Here is a 12,584-nt window from a genome sequence, read left to right as displayed (position 1 = left end):
GTCTCCATGTTCCGTTGCCTGCGCGTTCCCGCCACTGCCCTGCTGCTTTCGGCGCTGGTGGTGCCCACCGTCCATGCCGGCGCCGCGCCGCAGTTGAACAGCGGCCAGACCAGCGTGCTGGTCACGTCGCTGATCGTGCTGTCGATTCCGTTGGCCACGTCGATGGGACTGGCCGAACTGTCCAAGGCCCCGTTCAAGGCCAGCGAGCGCAACGGCAAGGTCGCCGCACGCACGCCGGCGGTGCCGCTGCCACCGATGGAAGTGAAGCAGGTCGCCACCACGCCAGCCGGTGATCGCCAGGTGCACCTGCAGGTGCCCGGCAAGGCCGACCAGACCGCAACGCTGCAATGGCCGGCGGCTGCAGGCGATGATCCGATTGCCGGTTTCGTCGTCGGCCAGCAGGTGCGCTTCGACCCGACCGACGCGGGTGCCGGCTGGACCGTGAAGAGCGCGCAGGGCCAGGCGCTGGCCTATGTGCCGACCGCCTATGCCGCCGGCGATGTGATGAGCGAAACGCTGTAAAGCTGAACGGCCGGTTTTGGCATTGCCGCGAGCCGGGCGGATAATGGGGGATTACCTTTGTCCCCCTGGCTCGCCATGTCCGTGCGTCCTGCCCCTGTGTTTGCCCCGTTGACCGCCCGCGCCCTGGTGCTGGCGGTGCTGGCCATGGGCGCGGTGGTGCTGCTGTCCAACGTACTGGTGCAGTACCCGATCAACGATTGGCTGACGTGGGGTGCTTTCAGTTACCCGGTCGCGTTCCTGGTCAGCAACCTGATCAACCGCCGCTTCGGCCCGGGCCCCGCCCGCCGCGTGGCGTGGATCGGTTTCGCGGTGGCGGTGCTGCTTTCGATCTGGGTGGCCACCCCGCGCATCGCCATTGCCTCGTGCTCGGCCTTCATCGTGGCCCAGCTGCTGGACATCACCGTGTTCGACCGCCTGCGCCGTGGCAGCTGGTGGCGCGCACCGATGGTGGCCACCACCTGCAGCGCCACGGTGGATACCACCATTTTCTGGTCGATCGCGTTTGCCGGTTCGACCCTGCCGTGGGTGAGCTGGGCTGCCGGCGACCTGGCGGTGAAGCTGGCGATTGGCGTCTGCCTGCTGGCCCCGTTCCGCGCGCTGTTGTGGAAGATGGCGCCGCTGCGCGCCACCAGCTGACCGCCATTGATCTGGTAGCTGCCAACAGCGGGTCATCGCCGGCCATTGATCCGGTGGGTGCCGACCGTTGGTCGGCACGCCCTGCAGAACTCATCGCTGCCGACAGATTGTGCCGACCAACGGTCGGTACCCACCCAAAGTTGTTGCAGCATTTGCACCCACTCAGGCGAATGGCAGCTCCGCGGCGATGCACGCTGCCGTAATCGCTGCACATGCCTCCTCAATCGCGGGCGTGGTCGGTGCCAGTCGCGGACGTCGATCCAGCGTGCAGGCGAGGCCAACATCCAGCAACGTGGCATGTGCTCCATGCAATGCCTGCGCCGTGTCTTCCGGCAGAAAACCAGCAACCGCCAACGCATCGATCAACGAAGGTGTATCGCGCGGCTGCAGCAGCGCTGCATGCCGCGCGCTACGCGCCAACACACCGGTCTGCAGCAGGAACTCCAGGTCCACCACGCCACCGGCACCCTGCTTCAGGTCCAGCCGCGCGGCATCGCTGCGGTCCAGTTCGGTGCGCATGCGGCCGCGCATCTTCAGCACGTCCGCGTACAGCACACCCGTGTCGCGCTCACGCCCAAGCGTCTGCGCACGCACCTGCTCGAAGTCGGCCAGCAGGCTGGCATCGCCGGCCACGCCACGCGCGCGCACCAGCGCCTGGTGTTCCCAGGTCCACGCGCGTTCGCGCTGGTATTCGGTGTAGCTGGCCAGCGAAGACACCAGTGAACCCTTGCCGCCATCCGGGCGCAGGCGCACGTCGATGTCGTACAGGCGCCCGGCGGCGGTCACCGCACCAAGCAGCGCCATCACCTTCTGCGCGAGGCGCGCATACCAGCGCCCCGGCTCCAGCGGACGCGCGCCATTGCTGGCATCCACGCCGGCCGGGTTGTCGTGCAGGAACACCAGGTCCAGGTCGGAACCGAAGCCCAGTTCAAGCCCACCGAGGCTGCCATAGCCGATGATCGCGAAACGCCCGCCGGGAATCTCGCCGTGTGCGGCATGCATGTCCGCTTCGGCCATCGCCAACACGGTGACCACCACGGCCTGCGCCAGCTCGGCCAGTTGCCGCGTGCTGTCCACCGCACCCTGGCGGCCATCCAGCGTGGCCATCGCCATGCGGAAGCTGAGTGCCAGCCGCGTTTCATTGAGCCAGCGCAGTGCGGATTCGGGATCCTCCACTGCCAGTACCTGTTGGCACTCCGCCAGCATGCCGGCGGCATCGGGCATCGGCCCGGACACGCGCACGTCCAGCAGTTCGTCCAGCAGCAGCGGATACGCCGCCAACCGTTCGGCCAGCAGCGCGCTGCGCGCCAGCACGTCCACCAACCGCGCCAGTGCGCTGGGCTGTTCGTCCAGCAAGGCGAGATAGCTCGTCCGGCGCAGCACCGCCTGCAGCAGGCCGAGCACGCGCTTGAGCGCGGCATCCGGCTGCGGCGAACGCGTGGCCGCATGCAGCAGCGCGGGCAGCACGCGATCCAGCCGCGCACGCGCGGCATCGGACAACGACTTCACGCCGGTGCCCTGGGCGAAGTCGCGCAGCGACTGGTCAGCGCCGTTGGCATCGAGGAAACCGGCTTCGGCCAGCAGCGGTGCGTTGCTGCCTTCGGGCAGGCTGCGCCAGTAGTTGGCCAGCGCATCGGGCGCGGCCTGGCCCTTGCGCGGTGCCAGCAGCGCGGCGAATTCAGTACTGACGCGCTGCTGCTGTTCGGCCAGCGCCGCGCGCAGCACCTCCCAATCCGGATAGCCCAGACCCACGGCGATGCGTTCGCGGTCGAGCGCATCACTGGGCAACACATGGGTCTGCGCGTCACGCAGCATCTGCAGGCGGTTTTCCAGCCGGCGCAGGAACAGGTAGGCCTCGCGCAGCGCACTGCCGTCCTCGGGCGCGATCTGCCCGGCGGCCACCAGTGCGTCCAGCGCCACCAGCAGCCGACGCTCGCGCAATGCCGGTTCGCGACCACCGCGGATCAGCTGCAGCGCCTGGCACAGGAATTCGATCTCGCGGATGCCACCGGCACCGCGCTTGATGTCGTCGTGCAGTTCGCGGCGTGCGACTTCAGCGGTGATGGCCGCCTTCATTTCGCGCAGGCCGTCTAGCGCGGTGAAATCCAGGTAGCGGCGGTACACGAACGGGCGCAGGGTCTGCAGCCACGCCTCACCGGCCTCGATATCGCCGGCCACCGCGCGCGCCTTCAGCCACGCATAGCGTTCCCAGTCGCGGCCCTCGCGCTGGAAATACTGGTCCATCGCCGCGAACGACAGCGCGACCCGACCGGCGCTGCCGAACGGGCGCAGGCGCAGGTCGACGCGGTGGCTGAAGCCATCGACGGTGGTTTCGTCCAGCAGCTTGGCCAGGCGCTGGCCGAGACGGGCGAAGTATTCCTCGGCGGCCAGCGGGCGCGGGCCGTCCGATTCGCCGCCCTGCGGATAGGCGTAGACCAGATCCACATCGGAACTGAAGTTGAGCTCGCCACCGCCGAGCTTGCCGAGGCCGAACACCACCAGCTGCTGCGGGATGCCGTGTTCATCGGCGATCACACCGTGGCGCTGGGCGAATTCCTGCTGCAGGGCGTCCAGTGCCAGCCGCAGGCAGTCCTCTGCCAGCGTGGTGGCACCTGCGAGGGTCTGCGGCACGTCGTCGAGGCCGGCCAGGTCGCGCCAGATCAGCCGTGTGGACATCGCGGTGCGCCAGCGCCGGATCTGCGCCGGCCAGTCGCTGGGCTGCAGAGGATCGAGCACCGGCGCCGGGATCGGCGGGCAGCCGGGCGCGGCCAGCTGTGCCAGCAAGGCCGGTTGCCGCACCAGGGTGTCCAGCGCGAAGTCGCTGCTCACCGCCAGCCGGGTCAGCAACGGCAGCAGGTTGGCCGGGATGGGCTCGGGCAGGACCTGGGCCAGGCGCGCCAAGGCGCGGTCGACAAGAGGCTGCAGGGAGGCGGGCACGTCAGCGGGGGCGAGGGTCATGGGCTGATTGTATCGACCCGTTAACGCCGGCCGCTGCCCAGCGAATCCGATGACCCGGTAGTGCCGGCCGCTGGCCGGCAGATCCGACGATCCTGCCGAAGGTTACTGGGGTTGCCGGCCAGCGGCCGGCACTACCGATAATGGAGACCGCGTATTCATACTGGACGACAGGCAATAAAAAAGCCCGCTTGCAGCGAACTGCCAGCGGGCTCTGCTCCCTCCCCCACGTCGGGATGCAGGTCCATCGTGCGGGCTGCGAAAGCACTTTGCACGCTGCACTGCAAAACAAAACCGGCGGGTTTGGGTGACCCCTGCGGGAAAAGCCATTCCACGAAGGTAGAACCCCCCGTACGGATGAGGATGGCCGATAATCGGAATTCCCCCCAGCAACACGTGTCGTCATGTCTGTTGATCGCATCGCCAACGCGCGTCTTCGTGACCGCGTGGTCTCCGCAGAGGCCGCAGCCGCGCTGATCCAGCCCGGTGAAACCGTGGCCATGAGCGGCTTTACCGGCTCCGGGTATCCCAAGGCCGTTCCCGTCGAACTGGCCCGCCGCATCGAAGCGGTGCATGCCCAGGGCCAGCCCTTCCAGATCAGCCTGATGACTGGCGCCTCCACCGCGCCGGAACTCGATGGCGCGCTGGCCAAGGCCGATGGCATCGCCATGCGCATGCCGTTCCAGAGCGACCCGGATGCGCGCAACCGCATCAACGAGGGCAAGCTGGACTACATCGACATCCACCTCAGCCACGTGGCCCAGCACGTGTGGTTCGGTTTCTATGGCGAGATCGATACCGCCGTGATCGAAGTCTCGGCCATCCGCGAAGACGGTTCGCTGGTGCCCTCCACCTCGGTCGGCAACAACAAGACCTGGCTGGACCTGGCCAAGAAGGTGATCGTCGAGGTCAACGAATGGCAGCCGGCCGGCGTCGACGGCATGCATGACATCTACTACGGCACCGCGCTGCCGCCGCACCGCAAGCCGATTCCGCTGGTGAACGCCAACGACCGCATCGGCGACACCGCGCTGCGCTGCGACCCGGACAAGATCGTGGCCGTGGTGCGCACCAACGGCCCGGACCGCAACAGCCCGTTCAGCCCGATCGATGCGACCAGCGAGCAGATCGCTTCGCACCTGATCGAGTTCCTCAAGCATGAAGTGAAGAAGGGCCGTCTGCCGCCGAACCTGCTGCCGCTGCAGTCGGGCGTGGGCAATATTCCGAACGCGGTGCTGGCCGGCCTGGCCAAGAGCGGCTTCCGCGACCTGGCCGCGTTCACCGAAGTGATCCAGGACGGCATGCTCGACCTGCTGCGTGACGGCGTGCTGAGCTATGCCTCGTGTACCGGCTTCGCGCTGAGCCCGCAGGCCAACGAGACGTTCAAGGAGAACATCGATTTCTACCGCGAGCGCATCATCATGCGCACGCAGGAGATCTCCAACCATCCGGAACTGGTGCGCCGCCTCGGCTGCATCGGCATGAACGGCATGATCGAGGTGGACATCTACGGCAACGTCAATTCGACGCACGTGATGGGCACGCGGATCATGAACGGCATCGGCGGTTCCGGTGACTTTGCCCGCAACGGTTTCCTGTCGGCGTTCCTGAGCCCGTCCACCGCGAAGAACGGCACCATCTCGGCGATCGTGCCGATGGCCAGCCACGTGGACCACACCGAACACGACGTGTCGGTGATCGTCACCGAACAGGGCCTGGCCGACCTGCGTGGCCTGACCCCGCGCAAGCGTGCGCAGGTGCTGATCGACAACTGCGCGCACCCGGATTTCCGCCCGCAGCTGCAGGACTACTTCGACCGTGCCAGCCGCGAGAGCTACGGCAAGCACACCCCGCACCTGCTGCCGGAAGCGTTGTCGTGGCACCAGCGCTGGCTGGATACCGGCACGATGAAGGGCTGAGACCCGCTTTTGTAGAGTCGAGCCATGCTCGACTGCTTTCCTGGGCAGCCGAGCATGGCTCGGCTCTACAGAGGGCAGCGCCATGACCCCAGGCACGGACATCGGGTAGAGCCGGCCGCTGGCCGGCTCCCCAGAACAGCCGGCCAGCGGCCGGCTCTACCTTCACGCGGTGCGCAGCGCCGCCAGCGATTCGGCCTGCAGCCGCTCGTAGATCTCGAACTCGTCATTCACCGCCACGCCCAGCGCCTGCTCGAAGGCTTCGCGGTTGGCATGTGCGGCATAGGCGCGCTGTTCTTCACCGCCCAGGTTCGACTGGAAGATGCCTGCGGCACTGACCGGCAGGAAATCCTCGTAGACGATCGGGTCGGCCGTGGCCAGGCCTGCGGCCACCAGCACTTCAGCCGGCAGATCGGCCACGCGCTCCGGCGCGGCGCGGCCGGCATCGGTCAGCTGGTAGCGGTAATAGCCCAGGCCTTCCTGGCGCAGCGTGTCGTGGTCATCCGGGAAGCTGGCGAACACCGCCTGCAGGCGCTGGCCGTAGTCGCCGCCGGTACTGCCTTCGCCACCGGCATCACGGGCCTGCGACAGCAGCTGGTCGTAGAGCGCGCGGCCCTTCGGGGTCAGCGCAAGGCCACGCTGTTCGATCTCGCCGAAGCGCGCGGTGTGGGTGCCGGCATCACCACCCTCACTGTCCGGGAACTGCACGGCTTCTTCCAGTGCCTTGAAGCTGGTCTGCCGCAGCAGGATCGGGCAGGCACGGCGCGGCGGGCCTTCGATCACCGCCTTGGCCGCCATGCCATGCTCGATCATCGCCGCCTGCGCCGCGTCGATATCCAGCGTGCGCGGGGTCAGGTGGTTGATGTGCGGGCCACGGAAACTGACCACGTCGGCCACCAGCCGATGCGCGTTGTGCAGCGCGTGGTAGGTCGGCAGATCGACGGTGGCATCGCCGTGCCAGCGGAAGGTTTCCAGTGCTTCATCGACGAAGCGCTCGGCATCGGCCTGCGACAGCCCGCCGTCACGCTCGGCCTGCTCGATCAGCGCCAGCGCGCCCTCGGTGAAGATGCGGCGACGTGCAAGGATCTTCGCCGATTCGGCGCGCAGCGCTTCGTCTTCGATCAGCTCCAGGCGCAGCAGCGAGGTGAACACGCGGAACGGGTTCTGCGCCAGCGCGGCGCCGGTGAGCGGGCGGAACGCGGTGGAGTGCACCGGCACGCCAGCCACGGACAGGTCGTAGTAGCCCACCGGGTACATGCCCATCACCGCGAACAGGCGGCGCAGCGTGGCCAGTTCCTGCACGGTGCCGACCCGGATCGCGCCGTGGCGCTCTTCATCCAGGCGCGCGCGCTCGTCGTTGCGCTGCAGCTGCGCGGCCAGCGCAGGGTCCTGGTCAAGCACCTGCGCGTTGATCCGCTCCACCAGTTCCACCAGCGTGCCGTACAGCGGCACTTCGGTGCGGTACATGCGGGACATGGCCTGCGCGAACAGGCGGCGGATCACATCAGGCGAAACGAAAGAGGCGCTCATCAGTCACTCGATTACGGGAACGGGGAACAGCTCGAACCCGTATTGTCGCCGGAGCGCGGGGCCGCGGCGATATGCAGAGCAACATGAAGGAAATCGGTAGTGCCGGCCGCTGGCCGGCAACCTCGGGATGCCTGGAAGGGTGCAGTTGCCGGCCAGCGGCCGGCACTACCGCTTGAGCTGGCGCCTCAGGGTGGCATCCAGGGTGATCGGCCGGTCCCAGTGCTGGTAGCTGGCCACGATGGCATGGCGCACGGCGCGGTAATGCAGGTTGTCCGGCTTGGCCGGCATGCGCTTCACCACCGCCTCCCAGCCGCCCTCCGGGTCCTGGCTGAAGGCGCGCACGCTGTCGCGGCAGGTCTGGCCGCTGGCCTTGGCCCAGAAGCAGGCGAAGTAGATATCCCCGGCCTGCCAGCCATGGGTGGTGAACAGCGCGCTGATGTAACCGCGCGGCACCTCGGCATAGCGCGACACTTCGTCGAGGAAGGCGTCGGGGTAGCGTTCGGCGTAGTGGTTGATGTCCTGCAGCTGGGCATCGACCCAGCGGTCACCGGTTTCCACCGTGTAGGCCGCCGAACGCTCGGCGGTCTGCTGGGCCAGCACGGTGGCCGGCACCAGCAGCAAGGACAACAACAGTGCGCGCAGTCGGACGTTCATGCCCCGATTCTGCCGCAGCCGCCGGGTCCTGTCAGGCCGCCGCCGAGGCCTTGGCCTCGATCGCGGCCAGTGCGGCCGGCCAATCATGGGCGGTATCGGCAGTGACCATGCGCGGTTCGTCGTCGGCCACGCCGTGCTGGGTCTCGTGGGCCCAGGTCACTGCGTACGGCGTATGCACGCCCCAGCCGCCCAGGGTCACCACCGGCTCGATGTCCGAGCGCAGCGAGTTGCCGACCATCACGAAGCGCTGCATCGGCAGGTCGAATTCGGCCAGCACGCGGGCGTAGGTTTCCGGGTCCTTCTCGGAGACGATCTCGATGCGCGGGAACAGCTCGGCCAGGTTGGCGACCTTGATCTTCGCTTCCTGGTGGAACAGGTCGCCCTTGGTGATCAGCACCACCGGGTAGTGCTCGGCGATCGCAGCCACTGCTTCACGCACCCCGTCGATCAGTTCGACCGGGTGGCGCAGGGTGTCGTGGCCGATGTCCAGGATGCGCTGGATGTCCTTGGCCTCGATGCGCTGGCCGGTGATGTCGATGGCCGCTTCGATCATCGACAGCGTCATGCTCTTCACGCCGTAACCGAAGGTGCCCAAGTGGCGCTGCTGCACTTCCAGCAGGTGGCGCGCGGTCTGCGTGTCATGCACGTCGACGTAGCGCGACAGCAGGTCAAGATAATCCTGCTCGGCCTTGCGGTAGTAGTCCTCGCTCTTCCACAGCGTATCGTCACCGTCAAAACCGACCAGGCCGATGGCGCGCGACGGCGCAGGCGTGGGGGTGTTCATCGCACAAGGATACAGGGGTGCTGGTGACGATAAAAACCCGGGCGGCCGCAGCCGCCCGGGTCCCCATGCACCGGTCTTCCCGAATCAGGCGTGGATCAGCGGCCCTGCGCCGCGCCGGCACCTGCACCGGCCTGCTGGGCGGCCACGTAGGCCTTGTACTCGTCGGCGCTCAGCTCGCCGTCCTTGTTGGTATCGGCCTGGTCGAACACCTGGGCCAGGCCTGCGTTCACCTGCGCCTCGGTCTTGCTGATGGTGCCGTTGCCATCGGTATCGATGCTGGCCCAGGTCTGGCCACCGCCATTGGCCTGTGCCGAAGCCGCTGCGGCCGCGTTGGTCGCCTGGTCAGCCGCCTGCCCTGCCTGTGCCGCCGACTGCTGCGCCTGCGCGGCCTCGTTCTGTGCCTGCGCGGCCTGCTGCTTGGCCGACTGGGCCATCGCCGGAATGGCCAGCACGCTGCCGGCGGCGACGATCAGGGCGATCAGGGGCTTGCGATTGCGAATAGTCATCAGGGGTGTCTCCTACCAATTGGGTGGTGTTGCGCGGCGTGTTGTCTCCGCACGGCACCTACCCTGCCACCGCGTTTCTGAATCGATTTTGCCTCGCGACCGGCGTCAACACGCACGATTAACCACTCGCCTACGCGCATGCTTTAGCGCGGTGGTTAGCATGAAGTGAGTGGCTCATAAGCTGCGCATTCAGCGCTGCCTGATTTAACCGGCAGCGAACGAAAAACCTGCGTCAGTCGACGTTCTGAGCCGATGACCGCGAACTGAACACCACCCAGCCGAGGGCAACACCAGCGAGCGCGCCGGCGATTTCCAGCACCACGCGGCTGCCGAGTTCGTTCGGATCGTGGATGGTGGCGAGGAAAAGACGCGCATACAGCGGCGACTCCAGACGCACGATGCCCATGTAGAACAGCTTCCAGGCATCGATGCCGGCGGAGATGATCACGGCGATGACGCAGGACCAGCCGATCGCGTGGCCGACCGTCCAGTGCAGGAGCCGGCACAGCTGCGACCACAGGAAGTACACCAGCAGCCCGACCAACAGGGCGATGGCGCCCGCTTCGAGGGTACCGAGCAGGCCGAAGTGCAGGGGAAGGTTCATCGGGTGGGCAACGGTGGGATGGCGGCCAGTGTAAGGGTATCGGCAGGGTGGCGCCCTGCTGCGCGCCATCGCGCCAATCCGGTTTCTGGTAGATCCACGCCATGCGTGGACGAAATCTCCATCGAAATCGAGTACTCCGATGATTGAACGAAAGGCGTCCACGCATGGCGTGGATCTACCGTGTCGACCAAGGTCGACACCTACCAACAGCGGCGCCCCTCTGCCGATGTCCCTACCGCACGGGGACGTCGTATGCGGTGCCCGGGTCCGGTTCGGGCTGCAGGGTGTAGTGCCACCACTCCTGCGGATAGTTGACGAAACCACGGCGTGCCATCGCCTGCACCAGCTGCTTGCGATTGGCCTGTTGTGCATCGCTCAATCCGCTTGTCTGCGTGTGCGCACGAGGGCCGAAGAAATCGAAATCCGTCCCCATGTCCATCGGCCTACATGCACCACTGCCGCAATCCAGCAGCCCCAGATCCACCGTGGCACCGCGGCTATGGCCGGAGCGCTCGGCGATGTAGCCGTCGGCCAGCAGCCGTGGCTTGTCCAGATTCGGGTACTGCAAAGCCTTCCGCGAGCGCTCGCGCGGATCGTTCACCCAGGCCATGAAGGCCCGCACCGAACGCACCGGCCGGTAGCAGTCGTAGAGGCGCAGGCCAAAGCCATCCGCGCGCAGGTCCTGTTCCACCTGTGCCAGTGCCTTCGCCACCGGCGCCAGCAGGTAGCACGAGGGCGCCTCGTAGCCCGGCACGCGCGCGCCGGTGAAGTTGTTGGCGCCGGCGTAGCGGATGTCCATCTCGATGCCTGGCGACAACGTGCGGATCTCCACTAATCCGGCGCTGGCGGCATCAGTGGCCGGCGAAACACGCGGCGGCTCAGCGGCGCTGGCGCTCGCTGCCAGGGCAGTCGCCAGTACGAGTGAAATGCAGGTCCTGGAAGTCATAGCTGAAGTCGATGTCCGGGTCGATGGCACGCAGGTCCAGTGTGGGCGGCGCACCGTCACCGGGCTGCAGCCAAGCCTGTGCGTCTTCGCCCAGCGTATCCCAGCGCAGCAGCCAACGCCCCTGCAACTGCAGCACCGTGGCCTGCAGTCGGGGCGACTTGTCGACGCTGAAGCGCAGGCCGTCCTTGCCCGGGCACAGCGAAGCCAGGCCCAGCCACGGATCGCGGTAACGGCCCTGCCAGTGCGGCAGATCCGTGCGGCTCGTCTCCTGCGCCGCAACAGTGGACGGCCGCGAATGACCGGTCGCCGCCCGCGTTGCCTTGTCTGCCTTCAATTCGGCCAGGTACTCCATCGCAGGCCGCGCATCGTCCGCTGCGGTGAAGCGCTTCAGCGCGGCCTGCATCAACGCGGTACGCGCATCCTCGCCTTCGCCATTGATCAGCATCACCACACCCACCTTGCGGTCGGGCAGCAGCGCCAGCGACGAGTACATCCCTGACAGCGTGCCGGTGTGTGCCACCTTCCACTGCCCATCCATGTCAGACACGCGCCAGCCATAGCCATAGCCGTAGAAATGCGCGTTGTCCCAGCGCCGCTGGCGCTCACCCAGCGGCATCGGCATGTGTAATGTCCACAACGTGCGGCGCTGTTCACTGTCCAACCAATCCGGCACCACGGCAGGATCAAGCAGTACCTGCATCCAGCGCGTCATGTCGCGCAGCGAACAGCGGATGCCTCCGGCAGCCATGGATGGCAGGTCCGGGCTGATGGCACCGTCAGCGTTCACCACCTCATTGCGATCACCACGCCAGGCATGTGGCTGCGCGACGTTGCCTACGCGCTTCACCGACCAGGCCCCCACCTGGCAGCGCGTCATGCCGAGTGGTTCGAACACCTGCTCGCGCATCAACTGGTCGTACGATTTGCCACCGGCCGCAACGGCCACTTCGCCGGCCACCACGTACATCAGGTTGTCGTAGGCATAGTGGCTGCGGAAGCTGCTGACCGGCTTCAAGTGCGCCAGTCCGGCAATGATGTCGGCGCGGGTGAACGTGTTCGGTTCCGGCCACAGCATCAGGTCGCCGGCACCCAGGCCGAGGCCGCTGTTGTGGATCAGCAGGTCGCGCACCTGCATCTGCTGGCCCACCCATGCGTCATGCATGCGGAAACCGGGCAGGTGCCGCCGCACCGGGTCATCCCAGCGCAGCCTGCCCTGCTGCACCAGCCGCGCCAGCAATGCGGCGGTCATCGCCTTGCTGTTGGAGGCGATCTTGAACAGCGTGTCCTCGTCAATGCGGGCCCCATCACCGCGCGCCCCTTCCGCATGGCGATAGACCACGCGCCCGTCCTCGACTACTGCCATGGCCAGCCCGGGCAGATGCTCGACGCGGACCACGGCGGCGATATCCGCATCGATGGATGCGGTATCGACCGCCGAAGCGGAGGGTGCGGCCAGTGCCGCTGCGAGGATCAGCAGGGAATGCATGGGCGTTCCTCACGGGGTATGACCCAGCCCCCGCGCCACCCATCG

The 12,584-nt window shown here is 67.1% G+C and carries 11 protein-coding genes; 3 read left to right on the top strand and 8 right to left on the bottom strand.

The window, feature by feature from the left end:
* The first annotated feature begins 6 nt into the window (after nt 1-6).
* Both ACZK2R_RS01790 and ACZK2R_RS01785 read left to right on the top strand, forming a co-directional pair.
* Entirely contained in the window at nt 7-522 is a 516-nt protein-coding gene (locus ACZK2R_RS01790) for a hypothetical protein (protein ID WP_004139500.1), read from the top strand.
* A 75-nt stretch (nt 523-597) separates the two neighbouring features.
* Complete coding sequence (locus tag ACZK2R_RS01785) at nt 598-1,158, top strand: queuosine precursor transporter (RefSeq protein ID WP_087921316.1); 561 nt, start codon at nt 598-600, stop codon at nt 1,156-1,158.
* Between the two features lie 162 nt (nt 1,159-1,320).
* Here ACZK2R_RS01785 and glnE read toward each other — a convergent pair whose 3' ends face one another.
* On the bottom strand, nt 1,321-4,116 hold the full coding sequence (gene glnE / locus ACZK2R_RS01780; protein WP_180838265.1) for a bifunctional [glutamate--ammonia ligase]-adenylyl-L-tyrosine phosphorylase/[glutamate--ammonia-ligase] adenylyltransferase: 2,796 nt from the start codon (nt 4,114-4,116) through the stop codon (nt 1,321-1,323).
* Between the two features lie 401 nt (nt 4,117-4,517).
* Between glnE and ACZK2R_RS01775 the strand changes: the two genes are divergently transcribed.
* Nucleotides 4,518-6,032 (top strand): acetyl-CoA hydrolase/transferase family protein, encoded by a 1,515-nt coding sequence (locus tag ACZK2R_RS01775; RefSeq protein WP_012509864.1) that lies wholly within the window; start codon nt 4,518-4,520, stop codon nt 6,030-6,032.
* A 162-nt stretch (nt 6,033-6,194) separates the two neighbouring features.
* Here the strand turns inward: ACZK2R_RS01775 and hglS are convergent, their stop codons facing one another.
* From hglS to ACZK2R_RS01740, 7 genes are all read right to left on the bottom strand, one after another.
* Nucleotides 6,195-7,559 carry a 2-oxoadipate dioxygenase/decarboxylase HglS gene (gene hglS / locus ACZK2R_RS01770; protein WP_100433925.1) on the bottom strand — a complete coding sequence of 455 codons (1,365 nt, stop codon included), beginning with the start codon at nt 7,557-7,559 and terminating at the stop codon, nt 6,195-6,197.
* Between the two features lie 165 nt (nt 7,560-7,724).
* Nucleotides 7,725-8,213 carry a hypothetical protein gene (locus ACZK2R_RS01765; protein ID WP_049400073.1) on the bottom strand — a complete coding sequence of 163 codons (489 nt, stop codon included), beginning with the start codon at nt 8,211-8,213 and terminating at the stop codon, nt 7,725-7,727.
* 31 nt (nt 8,214-8,244) lie between these two features.
* Entirely contained in the window at nt 8,245-8,997 is a 753-nt protein-coding gene (locus tag ACZK2R_RS01760; RefSeq protein ID WP_032130030.1) for an HAD family hydrolase, read from the bottom strand.
* Nucleotides 8,998-9,092: 95 nt separating this feature from the next.
* Complete coding sequence (locus tag ACZK2R_RS01755) at nt 9,093-9,503, bottom strand: EF-hand domain-containing protein (RefSeq protein WP_004139214.1); 411 nt, start codon at nt 9,501-9,503, stop codon at nt 9,093-9,095.
* Between the two features lie 232 nt (nt 9,504-9,735).
* The gene (locus ACZK2R_RS01750) at nt 9,736-10,107 is read right to left on the bottom strand and encodes a hypothetical protein (RefSeq protein WP_032968343.1); all 372 of its coding nucleotides are present in this window, start codon (nt 10,105-10,107) and stop codon (nt 9,736-9,738) included.
* Nucleotides 10,108-10,339: 232 nt separating this feature from the next.
* Complete coding sequence (locus ACZK2R_RS01745) at nt 10,340-11,053, bottom strand: M15 family metallopeptidase (RefSeq protein ID WP_180838755.1); 714 nt, start codon at nt 11,051-11,053, stop codon at nt 10,340-10,342.
* Complete coding sequence (locus ACZK2R_RS01740; RefSeq protein WP_180838754.1) at nt 10,986-12,539, bottom strand: serine hydrolase domain-containing protein; 1,554 nt, start codon at nt 12,537-12,539, stop codon at nt 10,986-10,988. Before ACZK2R_RS01740 ends, ACZK2R_RS01745 begins: the two co-directional genes overlap by 68 nt.
* Nucleotides 12,540-12,584 lie beyond the last annotated feature (45 nt).

It is taken from the genome of Stenotrophomonas sp. 96582_Sma (genome assembly GCF_056480905.1).
Note: the sequence above shows the minus strand (reverse complement) of the source record. Positions and strands in the feature narration are given on the sequence as shown.